Here is an 18889-nt window from a genome sequence, read left to right on the forward strand (position 1 = left end):
TATTCAATATTTCTGTGGATAAAATTGTGGTTGAGAAAATCCATAATGTTGTATAACTCAAACAAACCTTTCTAATATAATTTCAAGATAAAATTTATCCATTTAAATTCAATCACTTATAGATAAAATATTACAATATTTGTAATACACAGAAGTCCCTAAATTTTAATGTCTAATTTTTAAACAAATTATTTTAGGCTGGCAAAATAACGTTCCCAATCAAAATATTGGCCTGGATCGATCTTACGTCCTGGCGAAATATCACTATGCCCAACAATCCGCTCTTTCGTAATTTTAGGATAACTTTTCATGATTAAGTTAGTTAGTTCTTGCAATGCCAAATACTGCTCATTAGTAAAAGGTTGTTCATTACTACCTTCTAACTCAATTCCAATGGCAAAATCATTACATTTTTCTCGCCCTTGAAAGCTAGATAATCCTGCATGCCAAGCCCTATGGTTGAAATTAACATATTGCGTGATTCGCCCATCTCGTTCAATCAAACAATGGGCAGAAACACGCATTTGATGAATTTCTTCAAAATAAGGATGAATCTTAGGATCTAATTTCCCTTGAAAAAAATCATCCACATATCCGCCACCAAATTGTTCTGGCGGCAAGCTAATGTAATGGATCACAAGAAGTGAAATATCTTGTAAATCTGGGCGTTCGTCAAAATGCGGAGATGGAATTTGTCGACAATTAGTCAGCAATCCTTTCTCAATATCTTTTATTTTTCGCATACATTTTTCCTATTTTTGCGATCAGGATCGCAGAAAAAGTGCGGTCTGTTTTACAAAACAATTTTCCCTTTTCACAATATTTCAGCCAATAAAGGCTTAACGAAAGGAAAATAAATGAAACTAACTACACAAACAACCTTGAAAAAAGGGTTTACCTTAATTGAATTAATGATAGTCATCGCCATCATCGCGATTTTAGCCACTATCGCTATTCCTTCTTATCAAAATTATACCAAAAAAGCCGCAGTATCCGAATTACTGCAAGCTTCCGCACCTTATAAGTCAGATGTGGAATTATGCGTTTATAGCACAGGTGCCCCTTCCACTTGCTCGGGAGGAAGCAATGGAATTGCTGCTGATATTACAACAGCAAAAGGCTATGTAAAATCAGTGACAACAAGCAACGGTGCAATAACAGTAGCGGGTAATGGTACATTAGATGGAATGAGTTACACACTCACAGCGGAAGGCGATAGTGCAAAAGGCATTACATGGAAAACCACCTGTGGCACAACGAATGCCGATATTTTCCCTGCTGGATTCTGTTCAAAATGATCGACTTAACTAGTGCAAAACCTCGAGTAAAAGCACAAAATGGCGAGATATTTACGATCTCGCCAGAGTTATGGGGGCGTAATCAGCAACAACAGTCACTGCTGTTACGTTATTTTGCTTTACCACTCAAAGAAGAAAATAATCGTCTTTGGTTAGGTGTTGATTCTCTTTCTAATCTTTCCGCCTGTGAAACTATTGCGTTTATAACTGGCAAGCTTGTTGAGCCTGTCTTATTAGAAAGCAATCAACTTAAAGAACTATTACAGCAACTTGCTCCTAATCAACCTAAAGTGGAAGAGCAAGTTAAATATTACCAACATCAAGAACAGACTCATCTAGAACAACAAGATGATGAGCCTGTCATTCGCTTGCTTAATCAAATTTTTGAATCTGCTTTACAAAATAATGCCTCAGATATTCATTTGGAGACCTTATCGGATCATTTCCAAGTGCGGTTTAGAATTGACGGTGTTTTACAAGCTCAGCCTAGACTTAGCAAAAATTTGGCTAATCGAATTATTTCTCGCCTAAAACTTCTCGCTAAATTAGATATCAGTGAAACCCGCCTTCCACAAGATGGGCGATTTCAATTTAAAACTACGTTTTCCGATATTCTTGATTTCCGTCTTTCAACGTTACCAACTCATTGGGGAGAGAAAGTTGTCCTGAGAGCACAGCAAAATAAACCAGTGGAACTCAGCTTTTCTGAACTAGGAATGACCAAGAGTCAGCAACAAGCATTTCAACGGGCGCTTAGCCAACCACAAGGATTAATTTTAGTAACCGGCCCAACAGGAAGTGGGAAAAGTATCTCACTTTACACTGCACTTCAGTGGCTAAACACGCCTGATAAACATATTATGACCGCTGAGGATCCCATTGAAATTGAGCTTGATGGCATTATTCAAAGCCAAATTAATCCACAGATTGGATTGGATTTTAGCCGTCTATTGCGCGCTTTTTTACGCCAAGATCCCGACATCATTATGCTAGGTGAAATTCGCGATGAAGAAAGTGCAATGATGGCACTACGTGCCGCCCAAACTGGGCATTTAGTGCTTTCAACTTTACATACTAATGATGCAATATCTGCCATTTCTCGTTTACAACAACTCGGTATTCAACAACATGAAATTGAAAACAGTTTACTGCTCGTTATTGCGCAGCGTCTTGTACGAAAAATCTGTCCAAAGTGCGGTGGAAATTTAATAAATTCTTGTGATTGCCATCAAGGTTATCGAGGTCGAATCGGTGTTTATCAATTTCTACATTGGCAGCAGAATGGCTATCAAACCGATTTTAAAAATTTACATGCGAGTGGTCTAGAAAAAGTTAGCCAAGGTATAACAGATGAGAAAGAAATTGAACGTGTGTTAGGTAAAAACTCATGACTAAAAAACTCTTTTATTATCAAGGTAGTAACGCATTAAATCAGAAACAAAAAGGCTCAATTATTGCGGATACAAAACAACAAGCACACTTTCAATTAATAAGCCGCGGGCTTACTCACATCAAATTACAACAAAACTGGCAATTTGGGGCAAACCCCAAAAATCCAGAAATTAGCGAATTACTCAATCAATTAGCAACATTGCTACAGTCCGCAATTCCGTTAAAAAACAGTCTGCAAATTTTGCAACAAAATTGCACTCAAATTATGCTCAATGAGTGGCTTGAGCGGCTGCTTCAATCTATTGAATCTGGTTTAGCATTATCACAAGCCATTGAACAACAAGGGAAATACCTCACACAACAAGAAATTCAACTGATTCAAGTGGGAGAAATGACAGGAAAACTTTCCGTTGTTTGTAAAAAAATAGCCACGCATCGTAGCCAATCTTTAGCATTACAACGCAAATTACAGAAAATTATATTGTACCCATCAATGGTGTTGGGAATTTCTCTATTATTGACACTCGCATTACTGCTTTTTATCGTGCCTCAATTTGCTGAAATGTACAGTGGCAATAATGCCGAATTACCAACAATAACCGCAATATTGCTCTTTATATCCAATTTTCTTAAGCAAAATATTGGCATTTTGCTATTTTTCGCTTTTAGTTTTGTTCTATTTTATTACTTCTATCTAAAACGCCAGACCTGGTTTTATCAAAAGAAAAATAAACTTATTTCTATCACGCCTATTTTTGGCACAATTCAAAAGCTTTCACGTTTAGTGAACTTTAGTCAAAGTTTACAAATTATGTTGCAGGCCGGAGTACCGCTTAATCAAGCACTAGAGAGTTTTCTCCCTCGCACACAAACGTGGCAAACCAAGAAAACGCTTGTAAATGACATCGTATTAGATAAAGAAGTGCGGTCAATTTTACAATGGGTTTCTCAAGGCTATTCGTTTTCTCATAGTGTAAGTAGCGATCTTTTCCCGATGGAAGCACAACAAATGCTCCAAATTGGTGAGCAAAGCGGAAAACTCGCTTTGATGCTAGAACACATCGCGGATAATAACCAAGAAAAACTTAATCATCAAATTGACTTACTCTCACAAATGCTAGAACCATTAATGATGGTGATCATCGGCAGTCTGATTGGAATTATTATGATGGGAATGTATTTACCTATCTTTAATATGGGCTCTGTTATTCAATGATTTACTTCGCAATGTTTTTATTAGGCTGTATATTAGGGAGCGCATTGTGGTTCTACCTATCTGGTTTTATTACGCGTTCACAGCAAGAGATTTATGCGACTTACGTTGAATTATTTCCACAAAACCGTTCTCCATTTAAACCGCACTTTGCCTCTATTCAACAAAAAAAGTGTGGTCATATTTTGAGGTATTTTTTAAGTGTTGGAGTTGGGTTTATATTTTTACAAATTGCCTTCAAGGACTCTATTTTTGCTGTATGGTTCGGACTCACACTTCTTATCCTTTGGGCAATCAGTTATCTTGATTGGCACTATCAACTTATTTCTACTACGCCCTGTTTATGGTTACTTACTCTCGGATTATTTGGAGCAGACAATCACTTTTCATTGTTTACGTTATCTGAAAGCATAAAAAGTGCGGCAAGTTTTTTTATTGTTTTCTACGCAATCTATTGGCTTGCAAAATTCTATTACGGAAAAGAAGCCTTTGGACGGGGAGATTATTGGTTGGCAATGGCATTAGGAAGCTTTATTCATTTAGAAACTTTACCGCACTTTTTATTATTAGCCTCAGTTCTTGGAATATGTTTTTCGCTTATTCATAGGAAGAAAAAAGAATTTTTACCTTTTGCCCCTTTTATGAACTTATCGGCTATCATAATTTATTTCGTCAAATATTACGGATATTAAAAAGGGGAAAACATAATATTTTCCCCTTGTTCTTCATAGAAATGCGGTTACTTTTACGAACGTTTCATCACTTCAAAAAACTCTTCGTTAGTTTTCGCCATCATGAGTTTATCAATCAAGAATTCCATTGCATCCACTTCATCCATTGGATTAAGAATCTTACGAAGAATCCACATTTTTTGTAATTCATCAGATGTTGTGAGTAAGTCTTCTTTACGAGTTCCTGAGCGTTTAAAATCAATGGCTGGGAATACACGTCTTTCTGCGATTTTACGAGAAAGGTGTAATTCCATATTACCTGTACCTTTAAATTCTTCAAAAATAACTTCATCCATTTTCGAACCGGTATCAACTAGCGCAGTCGCAATAATCGTTAAACTACCACCTTCTTCCACGTTACGCGCAGCACCAAAGAAACGTTTTGGACGATGCAATGCATTAGCATCCACACCACCAGATAAAATTTTACCTGAAGCTGGAGTGACTGTATTGTAAGCACGTGCTAAACGTGTAATAGAGTCAAGCAAAATTACCACATCTTTTTTATGCTCAACTGAACGTTTCGCTTTTTCGATTACCATTTCTGCCACTTGAACGTGACGAGTTGCAGGCTCATCAAAAGTAGAGGCTATCACTTCGCCTTTTACTGAACGTTGCATTTCTGTCACTTCTTCTGGGCGTTCATCAATCAATAATACGATAAGCTCTACATCAGGATAATTATGCGTGATACTTTGTGCAATGTTTTGCAGCAACATGGTTTTACCTGCTTTTGGCGGAGCAACAATCAAACCACGTTGACCTTTACCAATTGGTGATGCTAAATCCAAAATACGTGCGGTTAAATCTTCTGTTGATCCATTGCCTCGCTCCATTCTTAAACGAGAGTTAGCATGTAATGGCGTTAAGTTTTCAAATAAGATTTTGCTACGAGAAACTTCAGGTTTGTCATCATTAACTTGATCAACTTTTAAAAGTGCAAAATAGCGTTCGCCTTCTTTTGGCGGACGGATTTTACCTTCTATTTTATCACCAGTTTGAAGGTTAAAACGACGAATTTGACTTGGGGAAACATAGATATCATCAGGGCCTGCAAGGTAGGAACTGTCAGCAGAACGAAGAAAACCAAAACCATCTGGTAAGATTTCTAACACGCCACCGCCGAAAATATCTTCACCGCTTTTGGCGTGCTGTTTTAAAATTGCGAAGACAATATCTTGTTTACGCAAACGAGCTAAATTCTCTAAGCCCATTTGTTCTTCACCAAGTTTCACAAGATCAGAAACAGGCGTATTTTTAAGTTCAGTTAAATGCATAATGAATATAATAAGAATTGATGATTCGAATGGTGGGCTTGCACCCTTTGAATGGCGCGTAAATTACCACTAAAACCCAGTACTGTCTAGCGTTTCTTTATATTTAATCTAAAAAATTACCACACTTTTCTTTCTCTTTTTAACATAGAAGTTTAGCCGTCTAGATTGTTATTTATTTGATTTTTCATTAGAATACGGACAATTTGTAAGGTTATCAATAAGCACTAAGGTAAATTATGGCGGATTGGGACGGAAAATATATCAGCCCTTATGCAGAACATGGCAAAAAAAGCGAGCAAGTAAAAAAAATCACTGTGTCTATTCCAATCAAAGTATTGGAAATTTTGACAAATGAACGCACTCGCCGCCAATTAAAAAGTTTACGTCATGCAACCAACAGTGAATTACTTTGCGAAGCATTTTTGCATGCATTCACTGGTCAACCTTTGCCCACCGATGCAGATTTAATGAAAGAGCGTAATGATGAAATTCCCGAAGATGCCAAAGTGCTTATGCGCGAATTAGGTGTCGACCCAGAAAGTTGGGAATATTAACCGCACTTTTCACTTATCCGTTCAAGCCATTCAAAATTGAACATTCAGGGTAGTCATTGCCCTGACAATTATCATGCCAACGCTGCAATTCTTGTACCATTTTTTGTAACTGTTCTATTTGTTGATTCAACATCGCAATATGTTGAGCAGTTAGCACTTTCACTTCTCGGCAGCTACGCTTAGGATTATCTTGTAGTGCTAATAATTGTGCGATTTGATGTAACGAAAACCCAACATTGCGTGAGTGACGAATAAAATGCAACCTTTCTAAATCACTTTCTCCATAATTTCGATAACCTGACAAACTACGCACAGCGGGTTTAATTAAACCCATTTTTTCATAATCACGGATTTGTTTTGTAGATAAACCTACTAATTTTGCGGCTTCACTAATATTCATAAAAAATTTCTTGACCTTAACCTTACGTAAAGGTTTATAGTGTAGCCCTCAATAAAACAACTCACAAGGAGTAAAAATGAAAACTATCACATTAAACATAAAAGGCATACATTGCGGCTGTTGCGTAAAAAGTCTTACTCAAGTTTTAACTGAATTAGATGGCGTACAATCTGCTGATGTGCAACTAGAAGGGAAAGCAAATATTACTTTTGATGAAAATCGAGTCAATCTTGCACAGTTGATTGAGGTCATTGAAGATGCCGGATTTGACGCCACAGAGTAAAAAAATTTCGATTCAGATTGGTGGGATGACCTGCCAATCTTGTGCCAATCGTATTGAAAAAGTTTTAAATAAAAAACCATTTGTGCAACAAGCGGGAGTGAATTTTGCCGCCGAAGAAGCACAAGTTGTATTTGACTCTACGCAAGTAAGCGAAACTGAAATTATAGAGATTATTCATAAAACAGGTTTTTCTGCTCATATCAAACAAGCCAATGAATTGCCAATAGAAGAAAAAAATACATCCATCCCTTGGCGATTAATCATACTTTGGATAATCAATATTCCATTTCTGATTGGTATGCTTGGCATGATGAGTGGCTCATATAACTTAATGTTGCCACCTATTTGGCAATTTGCATTAGCGAGCATTGTGCAACTTTGGTTAGCTATTCCATTTTATCGCGGAGCAATCGGTAGTATTCGTGGTGGGCTTGCCAATATGGATGTCCTTGTCAGTACAGGAACGCTCACCATTTATCTTTATTCTGCTTTCATGTTGTTTTACCACGACAATCATGCAATGGGACATGTGTACTTTGAAGTTTCTGTTATGGTGATTGGTTTTGTCAGTCTTGGAAAATTTCTTGAAGATCGCACTAAAAAGCACAGCCTAAATAGCTTAAGCATGCTCTTGCAACTGACACCGAAAAAAGTCACCGCTCTACGTAATGACAAATGGACTGAGATTGCCCTTGACCAAGTAAATATCGGCGAAATCATTCGTGCGAATCAAGGCGAGCGTATTGCAGCAGACGGCATAATTGAAAATGGAAATGGATGGTGTGATGAAAGTCATTTAACGGGCGAATCTCGTCCAGAAGAAAAACAGAAAGGTGGAAAAGTATTAGCGGGGGCGATGGTAACAGAAGGTTCTATTATCTATCAAGCAAATCAGCTTGGTAGCCAAACCTTACTTGGCGATATGATGAATGCATTATCAGATGCGCAAGGCTCAAAAGCGCCAATTGCACGATTTGCTGACAAAGTTGCGTCAGTGTTTGTACCTGCTGTATTACTGATTTCACTTGTTACTTTCGCCCTCACTTACGTTCTAACTAATGATAGTGTGTCTTCACTTATTCACGCGGTATCCGTGCTTGTGATTGCCTGCCCTTGTGCCTTGGGATTAGCCACACCAGCCGCCATAATGGTTGGTTTAGGTAAAGCGGTCAATGCTGGCGTATGGTTTAAAGATGCGGCAGCAATGGAGGAAACCGCCCACGTGGATACTGTTGTATTTGATAAAACTGGCACACTAACAAAGGGAGAGCTTGAAATTTCAGCACTATGGCAGCCACAAAGTGCGGGGTATTCTGAAGAAGATTTGTATCGTTTTGCCGCAGCCGTTGAACAACAAGCTAACCACCCAATTGCAAAAGCTATTGTGCAAGCAGCAGAACAAAAAATGTTAGAAATTCCTACCGCACTTTTTTCAAAGATGGAAGTCGGCCAAGGAATTCAAGCCGAATTAGAACAAGTGGGAACAATAAAAGTCGGTAAACCTGATTATTGCGGTTTAATCTTGCCTAAAAATTTAGAGGATATCTGGCAAATTGCGAGCATTGTCGCGGTATCTATAAATGATGAACCTATTGGCGCATTTGCGCTGACGGACACCTTAAAAAACGATATCTTGCACGCCATTCAACGCTTACAACAGCAAAATATTGATGTAGTAATTATGAGTGGCGATCAACAATCTGTCGTGGATTACATAGCAAAACAGCTCGGCATTAAGAAAGCCTTTGGAGGCCTCAGTCCTAGAGATAAGGCGGAAAAAATTCAAAACCTGAAATCTCTAGGTCATGTTGTAGCAATGGTAGGGGATGGAATAAATGATGCGCCTGCTTTATCTGCTGCAAACGTCAGTTTTGCGATGAAATCAGGTTCAGATATTGCAGAGCAAACGGCTTCTGCAACACTTATGCAACATTCAGTGAATCAACTTATAGATGCGCTTTTTATTGCAAGAGCAACCTTGAAAAATATCAAACAAAATCTATTTTTTGCTTTGATTTACAATATTCTCGGCATCCCTCTTGCCGCTTTGGGTTTTCTAAATCCAGTCATTGCAGGCGCTGCGATGGCGATGAGTTCAATTTCCGTATTGATGAACGCCTTAAGGTTGAAAAAAGTGCGGTTTTAATTTTATTTATTTTTATGCGCAATCGGTGTCGTGATCACACCGATTTTTTTGTCGCAGAAAATTACCGCACTTTTTATAAAAAAATTTTAACTTGATCACAATTTTAGAATTTGCTCTTTGAGATTCTCTATTTATCGGCGTAACATAATACTCAAATTTTGTTAGGGCATATTTTGCTCTGCAAATTGACAAATTTAAGTAATTTATGCTTTGGAGCAAACTATGAAACCAACAGAAAAACTCAAATGGAACAAATTTGATGCAACATGGATGTTAAACCTTTTCGGTACGGCGGTTGGCGCTGGTGTCTTATTCCTACCGATTAACGCAGGGATGGGGGGATTCTGGCCGTTAGTTTTAATGGCAATTATCGTCGGACCAATGACCTATTTTGCTCACCGTGGCTTAGCCTACTTTGTACTTTCATCAAAAAATCCTGGCAGCGATATTACTGAAGTAGTGGAAGAACACTTTGGTAAAACAGCGGGTAAACTTATCACCCTACTTTATTTCTTCGCGATTTTTCCCATTCTTTTAATTTACGGAAACGGTATTACTAACACAGTTGATTCTTTCATTGTGAATCAACTTGGTATGGCATCACCAAACCGAGCGATTCTCTCTTTTGTATTAATTGCAATATTGATTTCCGTCATGCTATTTAATGAAAAAGTGATGTTAAAAATCACAGAATGGCTTGTTTACCCATTAGTATTAATTTTATTCGCACTTTCTATTTACTTAATTCCAGAATGGAATGGTGCGATGTTACATGAATTCCCAACAGCAGGCGGTTTTGTCACAACATTGTGGCTTACTATTCCTGTATTGGTATTCTCATTTAACCATTCACCAGCAATTTCATCTTTCACTTGCTCACAATTCCGTGAATACAAAACTTTCGATGGTGCAGAACGCCATATCAGCCATACAGAAAAAGGCGCCTCAACGATTTTGTTATTCTTTGTAATGTTCTTCGTATTTAGCTGTGTATTAACACTAACGCCAGAAGAATTAGTGGCAGCAAAAGCACAAAATATCAGTATCTTGTCTTTCTTAGCGAATAAATTTGATAATCCATATATCTCTTATTTTGGCCCGCTTGTCGCATTCTTAGCGATTACTAGCTCATTCTTCGGCCACTATATGGGCGCACGTGAAGGCTTAGAAGGCTTATATTTAAAAATGAAAGGCGAATCTGTAAATCGTAAAAAACTCAATTATGCGACCGCACTTTTCTTCTTATTAACGTTATGGGGCGTTGCAATTATTAATCCTAGCATCTTAGGCTTAATCGAATCTCTTGGCGGCCCAATCATTGCGATGATTTTGTTTATCATGCCAATGTACGCGATTCGCAAAATCCCAGCAATGAAACGCTACAGCGGACGTTTCAGCAATGTTTTTGTAACGATTATGGGATTAATCGCTATCTCTGCGGTTGTTTATGGATTATTATAAGCGCCCTTTAAAGTTTAGCGAATTTTGAGAAATTTATGATTAGCGTATTTGATATGTTTAAAGTGGGAATTGGTCCATCCAGTTCCCACACGGTTGGTCCAATGAAAGCTGGCAAACAATTTATAGATGACTTAATTGAACGAAATCAGTTTGAACAAACCGCTGAAATTCATGTGGATGTTTATGGTTCTCTTTCGATGACAGGGAGAGGTCACAGTACAGATATCGCCATCATCATGGGGTTAGCGGGTTATTTACCACATAATGTGGATATCGATATGATTTCAGGTTTCATCGAGAAAGTGAAACAAACTGCGCTTTTACCAATTAATGTTGGTCAAAAAACGGTAAAATTTGATTTTGAAAATAACCTCATTTTCCACCGCACTTTTTTAAAACTGCACGAAAATGGCATGACAATTACCGCACTTGATGACAATTGCACAGAACTTTATCGCCAAACCTATTATTCGATCGGTGGTGGTTTTATTGTCGATGAAGCCCATTTTGGTCAAGAAGAAAAAACTATAGTCCAAGTACCTTATCCTTACAAAAATGCAGAAGATATTTTGAAACATTGCAGTGATAACGGCTTAATGCTTTCCACTGTGATGTTGGAAAATGAAGTTGCCTTGCATGGAAAAGAAGCTGTCAGTGCTCATCTAGAGAATGTCTGGAAGACGATGCAAGCTTGTATCGAACATGGTATTCATACTGAAGGGATTTTACCTGGGCCATTACGAGTGCCACGTCGTGCAGCATCTCTTTATCGTATGTTGCAAGCAAATACTAATTTGTCCAACGATCCAATGCGAGTGATCGACTGGGTTAATATGTTTGCGCTTGCTGTCAATGAAGAAAATGCAGCGGGCGGACGTGTAGTCACTGCTCCAACTAATGGTGCATGTGGGATTATTCCTGCCGTATTAGCTTACTATGAGAAGTTCATTTCACCATTAACACCTGAAATCATTGAACGCTATTTATTAGCAGCAGGAATGATTGGTTCACTTTATAAAATGAATGCTTCGATTTCTGGCGCAGAAGTAGGTTGCCAAGGTGAAGTGGGTGTAGCCTGTTCAATGGCTGCTGCAGGACTAGCTGAAATTCTGGGAGGTAATCCACTGCAAGTATGCATCGCAGCTGAAATTGCAATGGAGCATAACTTAGGATTAACTTGCGATCCTGTCGGCGGTCAAGTTCAAGTACCTTGTATCGAACGCAATGCGATTGCTTCAGTAAAAGCAATCAATGCATCACGTATGGCTTTACGCCGTACCACTAATCCAAGAGTAACCTTGGATAAAGTGATTGAAACAATGTATGAAACAGGCAAAGACATGAATGCTAAGTATCGCGAAACATCGCAAGGTGGACTTGCAGTTAAAATTGTTTGTACTTAAATACAAACAATTTTGTATATAAAACTAAGCCTTGATTTGATCTGCACCTCAAAAGTTGGGCTAAACAACCAACTGATTAAGGTGTAGATTTTTTATGACTAAATACAACTAATCTTTCAAACAACAGGTGATCGATTTTTATATTTAAAACGGTAAAAATAGTTCACTTACAAAAAATATTTTTATTTTGCTGATAAAACATTAAGACACTGGATTAAACAATCTAATCATAGTAGGGGCAATGGATTGTCAGTAGTGAGTGAGAAACAAACGTATTCTTAGAATTTAAACTCACAGTTATTCAAGCGGTTCAATACGGAATGTGCCAATATGTATTGCCAATTCAAGTATAATCACTCATGATTCCCCCTTTGAAAGACAAGATATAAACGGCTTAATGCCGAAATCTAAAGCTCCTCCGAGTATGAAACCTAACTACGCCAAAATGCCACCTAAGCCTAAAATATGAGAGGTGATGTTGGAATTAGAGAACCTCAAACTCCGTGCGGAGAATACGATTCTAAAAAGTTGTAGGCTCTTAACCAACAAAAAAATACAGAAAAAGCCTCTGTCGTAAAGGTATTAAGGTGGAACTTTCCGCTTCAGATATTGGGTTTAGCACGCGATGTTTTCTTTTATCATTTGAAAAAATCAATAAAGATACAACGATATAACAACAAATTATGCGGATTTATCGTGATAATCATGAATGTTATGGTTATCTTGTGTTACTTTACACTAAAAACTCAATATCAATCATAAAAAAGTCCAACGTATGATGAATATATTGGACATTAAGAGAAATATAAGAGAGAAAATTGCTACAAGCTGACAGAATGAAAAATGGGTAACAAACCTCAGTGAATTTAAAGGTATCGAAGGTAAGCTTTATTTATTGACAATTAATGATTTATTAATGAGCCTTAATTCTGAGCAAATTATCTGAATGATATAGAAAGCGTTATCAAGACTTGAGGGAACAACACCTATTTTACATTTTGCTCAAGTGTGGCAATATCAAATGGGAAGTTATCAAGAAATCCTGTTGAAAATTGTATTCGACAAAGTATGTCGATAAAAGGAAATTGTTCAGATAATGTGGCCATAGAGAACTTTTGGGGCTGTTAAAAACAGCGTGCTGCGATGTAAAATAATTTGATACTTTTGAGCCGGTCGAAAAACGATTCATGATTACAATCATAAGCGTATTCAGTGTAAACTAAAAGAACTAAGCTCATTAATTAGAGAGCTTAGTTCTTCTTGATTTAATAGTTTAACTTTTTGGGCTGAGCGATAATTTACAACCCTTTTTTGTTTGCTCTAAAGATTAACGCATGGTCACAAATTCTTCTGAACCCGTTGGGTGAATAGCCACGGTGTTATCAAAATCAGCTTTTGTTGCGCCCATTTTGATTGCTACGGCAAATCCTTGAATCATTTCATCTACACCGAAACCAATACCATGTAAACCCACAACTTTTTCATCTTTACCCACACAAACCAATTTCATTTTGCACGGTTGGCGATGTTGAGTGACCGCAGTGTACATTGCTGTGAAAGAGGATTTATATACCTTAACATTTTCAGCGCCATATTGTTCAATAGCTTGAGGTTCAGTTAAACCTACAGTGCCGATTGGTGGATGGCTGAATACAACGGTTGGAACTAAATTGTAATCTAAATGTTCAGTCGGTTTATTATTGAATAAACGTTCAGAAAGGCGGCGACCTGCTGCAACTGCAACTGGTGTTAATTCAATGCCGTTTTCGATAATATCGCCTACTGCATAAATGCCTTTCACATTAGTATTTTGATATTTATCTACTTTGACATAGCCGCGTTCATTCGTTTCTACGCCAGCATTTTCTAAGCCAATTTTATCTGTCGCAGGAACACGACCTGCTGCCCAAATAACGCAATCTACAATAACATCAGATTGACCATCACATTTTACTGTAAGAGAGCCATCTGCATTTTTAACAATTTCAGATGGTGTAGAATTGGTATGTAATTGAATACCATCTTGTGCAAGCACTTCCACTAATGTTTCTACGATTAATGGATCTTGATTACGCATTGGCGCATGGCGACGCACTAGTAAATGCGTTTCCACGCCTAGGCTGTTTAATACACCAGAAAGTTCAACGGCAATATAGCCAGCACCAATAACAGCAGCTCGTTTTGGTAATTCGGTTAATGCAAAGAAACCATCTGAATCAATACCGAATTCTTGTCCTTTAATGTTTGGACGATATGGGCGACCACCTGTTGCGATTAAAATATGATCTGCGGTTATTTGCTCTTTTGTACCATCAGCAAGTGTTACTTCAATAGTATGGGCATCGACAAATTTTCCGAAACCGTTAATTACATCAATGTTATTTTTTGCTAATACATTGTTATAAGATGTATGAATACGACCAATATAGGCTTGGCGACTTTCAATTAGTTTTGAAAAATCAAATTTTTTCACTTCAACATCAAAACCATAATCTGGCGCATAATTGTTAATTGCTTCTGCAATATGTGCACCATAAAACATTACTTTTTTAGGTACGCAACCTACATTTACACAAGTGCCGCCAAGGTGTTTAGCTTCAATAATAGCGCATTTTTTGCCATAGCTTGCTGCACGATTAAGCGAAGCAATACCGCCGCTACCGCCGCCGATGGCGATGTAATCATAATGTTTAGTCATAGTTTGATCCTTTTTGAACTCAAAAATTTTCCGTATTTTGCCTAATTTTTATGAAGAATGCTATAAATTGATGTAATTGGTTATTATTAATAATCGTACTATCTCCTTTTCTTTTTTAACTTTGATATGTTATCCTTTTTTTCATTACGAATCATTCTCATTTTAAGATGTTTAAACGGCGATACTTAGTTTTTCTATTAGTTTTACTTTCCGCTATTTCTCTTTTTCTTGGCATAAGTACGGTTAGTTTACAGGGATTGCTCCATTTTAAAGGCAATCAATGGCAGATTTTTCTTGATAGTCGCGTGCCACGTTTAGTGAGTATTTTGATTGCGGGCGCGTCGTTGAGCATTTGTGGCTTGGTGATGCAGCAACTGAGCCGAAATCGTTTTGTATCGCCAACAACCGCTGGCACAATGGATAGCGCGCGTCTTGGGATTTTGCTGGCGATTCTATTTTTTCCAGGTGCCTCGATATTGCTGAAAACCACTATCGCGGTACTGGTGTTTTTCCTTGGCTCGCTGTTATTTATGATGATCCTATCCCGCCTGAAGTTCAAAGATACGATTTTTGTACCTTTAGTTGGGATGATGTTCGGCAATATCATTAGTTCGATCACTGCTTTTATCGCTTATCAACAAGATTTCTTGCAGAACCTTTCCTGCTGGTTACAAGGATATTTTTCTCTTGTCATGAGCGGCCGCTACGAGCTGCTTTATTTCAGCATCCCTATGTTGATTGTGTCTTATCTGTTTGCGCATCGTTTTTCTATCGTCGGAATGGGTAAAGATTTCGCGACCAATCTCGGCTTAAATTATAACCAAGTGCTTTATGTTGGCTTGATGATTGTGGCAACGGTGTCGTCGATTATTATTGTATCTGTCGGCGTAATTCCTTTTTTAGGCTTGATTGTGCCGAATCTCGTCACATTGTATTTGGGTGATAACTTGAAAAAAACCTTTCTCACACCGCACTTTTAGGTGCTGTTTTTGTGTTGTTCTGCGATATTTTGGGACGAAGCCTAATTTACCCTTACGAGATTTCTATTAATGCTGTCGTTGGCGTGATTGGCAGTGGCATTTTCTTGTATTTCTTACTAAAACGGGATCGTTATGCGTAAATCATCGTTCCTTCATTTAGTGATTTTAGGGGTTCTAGTGCTCGTGAGCATTGCCTTATATCTTGGCTATCATTTACCAAATCGCTGGCAATATGCTTTAACCAATCGCGTTTTATCGGTAACGGCGCTTGTCGTAACAGGCATTGCGATTGCGTTAGCTACGATGCTTTTCCAAACAGTGGTAAATAATCGCATTCTCACGCTGAGCATTTTAGGGGTGGATTCACTGTATTTATTAATCCAAACAGGCATTTTGTTTTTATTCGGTTCGAACACGCTACTTTCCATCAATCCGATTACGCTTTTTCTCGGCAGTACTAGCGTGATGATTTGCTTTATGCTTGCACTCTATCATTTTCTGTTCAAAAAGGAATCACAGAATATTTTCTTTTTATTGCTCGTCGGGATTGTGTTTGGCACGTTTTTTGGCAGCCTGACGACCTTTATGGAAGTATTGATTGACCCCAATGAATTCCAAATCTCGCAAGATATTGGCTTTGCCAGTTTCAACCGAATTAATACTCATATTCTTTGGTTAGCGTTGGTGATTTTGATTGTCGTCATACTGTTTAGCTTGCGTTATTGGAAATACTTGGATGTGCTGGCACTGGGGCGCGAACAGGCGATTAATTTGGGCGTGGATTATCAACCGATGATTAAAAAACTGCTGATTATTGTGGCAATTTTAATGTCTGTTTCCACCACGCTTGTGGGACCATTGACTTTTTTAGACTTGCTGGTGATGAATGTGACCTTTGAATTTATGCGTGATTATCGTCATAAATTCCTTATTCCAGCAGCTATGTTACTTTCTATTTTTACCTTAGTAAGCGGACAATTTTTATTGGCGCAAGTATTTACTTTCAGCATACCACTGAGCGTGATAATTAATTTTGTGGGCGGCATATATTTCCTTTCTCTGTTATTGAGAGCAAATAAAAAATGGCAATAGAAATCAAACATATTCATAAATCTTACGGTTCAAAAAAGTGGTGGATGATGTATCACTCACCATTCCCACTGGGAAAATTACATCTTTTATCGGCCCGAATGGTGCAGGGAAAAGCACCCTTCTAGGCATTATCAGCCGATTGTTAGCAGCCGATAGCGGCGAAGTGTATCTGAATAATCAGTTACTGAATGAACAAAAAAGTACTGACATTGCGCGCCAATTAGCCATCTTAAAACAATCCAATCACATTAATTTGCGCATTACCGTGAAAGAATTGGTGGCATTCGGTCGTTTTCCTTATTCTAAAGGAAATCTCACCGAAAATGACTGCACTTTTATTAGCAACGCTATTGCTTATATGAATTTAGATGAAATTCGCCATCAATACATTGAAAACCTAAGTGGTGGACAACGCCAGCGTGCTTATATTGCGATGACTTTAGCGCAGGATACAGATTATATTTTGCTCGATGAAACGCTCAATAATTTGGATATGAAACATTCCGTGCAAATTATGCAGGTGCTGCATAAACTCGTCACGGAGCTGAATAAAACCGTCGTGATTGTGATTCATGATATCAATTTTGCGTCCTGTTATTCTGATTACATTATCGCCATGAAACAAGGTAAGCTCGTTGCGCAAGGTTCTGTGGAAGAAATGATGCAATCACCAGTGCTGCAGGATATTTACGAAATGACGATTCCGATTCAAGAAATTGATGGGAGAAAGATTGCGGTTTATTTTCGTCAGGAATGATCTTTTATTAAATAAAAATTATCTTGCCCTTCCACTGCTTGTGGGGGACAAAATGCGTAGCATTTTGAATGTTGGCTTTGCCAACGAACCCTATGGGGTGAGCGTAGCGAATAACGTGCCCAAAGGGAGGAAGGGACCATATAGAGTTCCCTTCTCAACTTGCGCACCTCCTCTGTAAACAGGGTGAGCGAAGCATTCTTTACCTTAATAACATTACACAAGGAAACACTATGAAAACATTGAAAAAACTCACCGCACTTAGCATTGCAGTTTTCGCAGCGGCAACGGCAAACGCACAAGACATCACTGTAAAAAATGCAGATGGTGAACAAATCGTGCCACTAAATCCAAAAAAAGTAGTGGTGCTGGATTTTGGCGTAGCGGATATCATCCGCGCCTTAGGCGATGCTGGTAAAATCGTGGGCTTCCCGAAAGCAGGGCATATTCCAGCGTATTTGGCTGAGTTCAACCAAGACAAATTCAAAAACATCGGCACCCTACCTGAACCAGCATTTGAAGCCATCAACGAACTCAATCTGGATTTAATTATCGCCGCGCCAACAAAAATTGTTGGATAAATTGAAAGAAATCGCGCTGGTGTTCTATGTACAAAATGACTACGCCAATTACTACCCCAGTTTCCAAGAAAATGTGACCGCGCTTGGTAAAATTTTCAATAAAGACACTGTGGCAAAAGAAAAATTGGATGCTTTAGAAAACAAAGTAGTGCAAGTGGCAAAAGATGCGAAAGGCAAAACGGCGTTGCTCGTATTAGTAAATGAAAGCAAAATCAGCGCATTTGGCGACAACTCGCGTTATAGCATGGTGTATCAAAAATTTGGCTTTAAACCAGCGGATCCGAATATTAAATCTTCCACTTACGGAATGAGCGTTGGTTTCGAATATATTTTAGAAAAAAATCCAGATTATTTACTTGTGGTGGATCGCACAGCGGCAGTCACCGACAAAGTAAATAACGCACAAAAAGTGCTTGATAATTCCCTCATTCAACAAACAAACGCCTTTAAAAACAACCATATCGTATATTTAGATGCCGCAAATTGGTATTTGGCTTTTGGAGGATTGGAATCCATGGAGATTATTGCTGCGGAGCTTGAAAAAGCGGTGAAATAAACGCAATATTTTTCTTTTTTGATAAGTCGGTGGTTCTTTTGGTTCGCCGATTTTCTTTTTCACTCAAAAA

At 38.1% G+C, this 18889-nt stretch carries 16 protein-coding genes and 3 pseudogenes; 15 read left to right on the top strand and 4 right to left on the bottom strand.

The window, feature by feature from the left end; all coding sequences use genetic code 11:
* Nucleotides 1-188: 188 nt before the first annotated feature.
* Nucleotides 189-743, bottom strand: coding sequence for a 1,6-anhydro-N-acetylmuramyl-L-alanine amidase AmpD (gene ampD, locus AC6H0A_RS10820; RefSeq protein WP_005640129.1), 555 nt, complete (start codon nucleotides 741-743; stop codon nucleotides 189-191).
* Nucleotides 744-857: 114 nt separating this feature from the next.
* Here ampD and ppdD point away from each other — a divergent pair, with 114 nt between their 5' ends.
* From ppdD to AC6H0A_RS10840, 4 genes are read left to right on the top strand one after another with little or no spacing between them, the layout of a single operon-like run.
* Complete coding sequence (ppdD, locus tag AC6H0A_RS10825) at nucleotides 858-1298, top strand: prepilin peptidase-dependent pilin (protein WP_005640126.1); 441 nt, start codon at nucleotides 858-860, stop codon at nucleotides 1296-1298.
* Nucleotides 1295-2689 carry a GspE/PulE family protein gene (locus tag AC6H0A_RS10830; protein ID WP_179230843.1) on the top strand — a complete coding sequence of 465 codons (1395 nt, stop codon included), beginning with the start codon at nucleotides 1295-1297 and terminating at the stop codon, nucleotides 2687-2689. The genes ppdD and AC6H0A_RS10830 overlap by 4 nt, the downstream gene beginning before the upstream one ends.
* Nucleotides 2686-3906, top strand: coding sequence for a type II secretion system F family protein (locus tag AC6H0A_RS10835; RefSeq protein WP_179230842.1), 1221 nt, complete (start codon nucleotides 2686-2688; stop codon nucleotides 3904-3906). Before AC6H0A_RS10830 ends, AC6H0A_RS10835 begins: the two co-directional genes overlap by 4 nt.
* Nucleotides 3903-4595, top strand: a complete 693-nt coding sequence (locus AC6H0A_RS10840; RefSeq protein ID WP_005640118.1) for a prepilin peptidase — start codon at nucleotides 3903-3905, stop codon at nucleotides 4593-4595. Before AC6H0A_RS10835 ends, AC6H0A_RS10840 begins: the two co-directional genes overlap by 4 nt.
* Nucleotides 4596-4648: 53 nt before the next feature.
* On the opposite strand, the gene rho is transcribed toward AC6H0A_RS10840, so the two are convergent.
* Nucleotides 4649-5911 carry a transcription termination factor Rho gene (gene rho, locus AC6H0A_RS10845; RefSeq protein WP_005629550.1) on the bottom strand — a complete coding sequence of 421 codons (1263 nt, stop codon included), beginning with the start codon at nucleotides 5909-5911 and terminating at the stop codon, nucleotides 4649-4651.
* 236 nt (nucleotides 5912-6147) lie between these two features.
* On the opposite strand from rho, the gene metJ reads away from it, so the two are divergent.
* Nucleotides 6148-6465, top strand: a complete 318-nt coding sequence (gene metJ / locus AC6H0A_RS10850; protein ID WP_005634287.1) for a met regulon transcriptional regulator MetJ — start codon at nucleotides 6148-6150, stop codon at nucleotides 6463-6465.
* Nucleotides 6466-6478: 13 nt separating this feature from the next.
* On the opposite strand, the gene AC6H0A_RS10855 is transcribed toward metJ, so the two are convergent.
* Nucleotides 6479-6865, bottom strand: a complete 387-nt coding sequence (locus AC6H0A_RS10855; RefSeq protein ID WP_005640111.1) for a Cu(I)-responsive transcriptional regulator — start codon at nucleotides 6863-6865, stop codon at nucleotides 6479-6481.
* Between the two features lie 76 nt (nucleotides 6866-6941).
* Here AC6H0A_RS10855 and AC6H0A_RS10860 point away from each other — a divergent pair, with 76 nt between their 5' ends.
* The 5 genes and pseudogenes from AC6H0A_RS10860 (at nucleotide 6942) to AC6H0A_RS10880 (ending at nucleotide 13422) form a co-directional block, all read left to right on the top strand.
* A complete protein-coding gene (locus tag AC6H0A_RS10860; RefSeq protein WP_005640109.1) occupies nucleotides 6942-7148 on the top strand; it encodes a heavy-metal-associated domain-containing protein in 207 nt (68 codons plus the stop codon).
* On the top strand, nucleotides 7123-9294 hold the full coding sequence (locus tag AC6H0A_RS10865; protein WP_005640107.1) for a heavy metal translocating P-type ATPase: 2172 nt from the start codon (nucleotides 7123-7125) through the stop codon (nucleotides 9292-9294). The genes AC6H0A_RS10860 and AC6H0A_RS10865 overlap by 26 nt, the downstream gene beginning before the upstream one ends.
* A 222-nt stretch (nucleotides 9295-9516) precedes the next feature.
* Nucleotides 9517-10755 (top strand): HAAAP family serine/threonine permease, encoded by a 1239-nt coding sequence (locus tag AC6H0A_RS10870; protein WP_005640105.1) that lies wholly within the window; start codon nucleotides 9517-9519, stop codon nucleotides 10753-10755.
* Nucleotides 10756-10790: 35 nt separating this feature from the next.
* On the top strand, nucleotides 10791-12158 hold the full coding sequence (locus tag AC6H0A_RS10875; RefSeq protein ID WP_005640103.1) for an L-serine ammonia-lyase: 1368 nt from the start codon (nucleotides 10791-10793) through the stop codon (nucleotides 12156-12158).
* A 127-nt stretch (nucleotides 12159-12285) separates the two neighbouring features.
* Nucleotides 12286-13422 (top strand): annotated as a pseudogene (locus tag AC6H0A_RS10880) (transposase family protein).
* A gap of 63 nt (nucleotides 13423-13485) precedes the next feature.
* Here AC6H0A_RS10880 and gorA read toward each other — a convergent pair.
* On the bottom strand, nucleotides 13486-14856 hold the full coding sequence (gene gorA / locus AC6H0A_RS10885; RefSeq protein ID WP_179230840.1) for a glutathione-disulfide reductase: 1371 nt from the start codon (nucleotides 14854-14856) through the stop codon (nucleotides 13486-13488).
* A 167-nt stretch (nucleotides 14857-15023) separates the two neighbouring features.
* Between gorA and AC6H0A_RS10890 the strand changes: the two genes are divergently transcribed.
* The 5 genes and pseudogenes from AC6H0A_RS10890 to AC6H0A_RS10910 all read left to right on the top strand — a co-directional run bounded on the left by AC6H0A_RS10890 (nucleotide 15024) and on the right by AC6H0A_RS10910 (nucleotide 18819).
* Nucleotides 15024-15836, top strand: coding sequence for an ABC transporter permease (locus AC6H0A_RS10890; RefSeq protein WP_005640096.1), 813 nt, complete (start codon nucleotides 15024-15026; stop codon nucleotides 15834-15836).
* Nucleotides 15837-15847: 11 nt separating this feature from the next.
* The gene (locus tag AC6H0A_RS10895; RefSeq protein ID WP_290438345.1) at nucleotides 15848-15976 is read left to right on the top strand and encodes an iron chelate uptake ABC transporter family permease subunit; all 129 of its coding nucleotides are present in this window, start codon (nucleotides 15848-15850) and stop codon (nucleotides 15974-15976) included.
* Nucleotides 15969-16928 (top strand): iron chelate uptake ABC transporter family permease subunit, encoded by a 960-nt coding sequence (locus AC6H0A_RS10900; RefSeq protein WP_179230839.1) that lies wholly within the window; start codon nucleotides 15969-15971, stop codon nucleotides 16926-16928. Before AC6H0A_RS10895 ends, AC6H0A_RS10900 begins: the two co-directional genes overlap by 8 nt.
* Nucleotides 16919-17685: pseudogene (locus AC6H0A_RS10905) on the top strand (iron ABC transporter ATP-binding protein). The gene AC6H0A_RS10900 and the pseudogene AC6H0A_RS10905 overlap by 10 nt, the downstream one beginning before the upstream one ends.
* 230 nt (nucleotides 17686-17915) lie before the next feature.
* Nucleotides 17916-18819, top strand: a pseudogene (locus tag AC6H0A_RS10910) (siderophore ABC transporter substrate-binding protein).
* The last annotated feature ends 70 nt before the right edge of the window (nucleotides 18820-18889 follow it).

This window comes from Haemophilus sp. THUN1692 (assembly GCF_059704395.1).

What these genes read in the sequence shown, in the direction of transcription:
- ampD (WP_005640129.1), bottom strand. Translation starts at nt 743, where the DNA reads ATGCGAAAAATAAAAGATATTGAGAAAGGATTGCTGACTAATTGTCGA.
- ppdD (WP_005640126.1), top strand. Translation starts at nt 858, where the DNA reads ATGAAACTAACTACACAAACAACCTTGAAAAAAGGGTTTACCTTAATT.
- AC6H0A_RS10830 (WP_179230843.1), top strand. Translation starts at nt 1,295, where the DNA reads ATGATCGACTTAACTAGTGCAAAACCTCGAGTAAAAGCACAAAATGGC.
- AC6H0A_RS10835 (WP_179230842.1), top strand. Translation starts at nt 2,686, where the DNA reads ATGACTAAAAAACTCTTTTATTATCAAGGTAGTAACGCATTAAATCAG.
- AC6H0A_RS10840 (WP_005640118.1), top strand. Translation starts at nt 3,903, where the DNA reads ATGATTTACTTCGCAATGTTTTTATTAGGCTGTATATTAGGGAGCGCA.
- rho (WP_005629550.1), bottom strand. Translation starts at nt 5,911, where the DNA reads ATGCATTTAACTGAACTTAAAAATACGCCTGTTTCTGATCTTGTGAAA.
- metJ (WP_005634287.1), top strand. Translation starts at nt 6,148, where the DNA reads ATGGCGGATTGGGACGGAAAATATATCAGCCCTTATGCAGAACATGGC.
- AC6H0A_RS10855 (WP_005640111.1), bottom strand. Translation starts at nt 6,865, where the DNA reads ATGAATATTAGTGAAGCCGCAAAATTAGTAGGTTTATCTACAAAACAA.
- AC6H0A_RS10860 (WP_005640109.1), top strand. Translation starts at nt 6,942, where the DNA reads ATGAAAACTATCACATTAAACATAAAAGGCATACATTGCGGCTGTTGC.
- AC6H0A_RS10865 (WP_005640107.1), top strand. Translation starts at nt 7,123, where the DNA reads ATGCCGGATTTGACGCCACAGAGTAAAAAAATTTCGATTCAGATTGGT.
- AC6H0A_RS10870 (WP_005640105.1), top strand. Translation starts at nt 9,517, where the DNA reads ATGAAACCAACAGAAAAACTCAAATGGAACAAATTTGATGCAACATGG.
- AC6H0A_RS10875 (WP_005640103.1), top strand. Translation starts at nt 10,791, where the DNA reads ATGATTAGCGTATTTGATATGTTTAAAGTGGGAATTGGTCCATCCAGT.
- gorA (WP_179230840.1), bottom strand. Translation starts at nt 14,856, where the DNA reads ATGACTAAACATTATGATTACATCGCCATCGGCGGCGGTAGCGGCGGT.
- AC6H0A_RS10890 (WP_005640096.1), top strand. Translation starts at nt 15,024, where the DNA reads ATGTTTAAACGGCGATACTTAGTTTTTCTATTAGTTTTACTTTCCGCT.
- AC6H0A_RS10900 (WP_179230839.1), top strand. Translation starts at nt 15,969, where the DNA reads ATGCGTAAATCATCGTTCCTTCATTTAGTGATTTTAGGGGTTCTAGTG.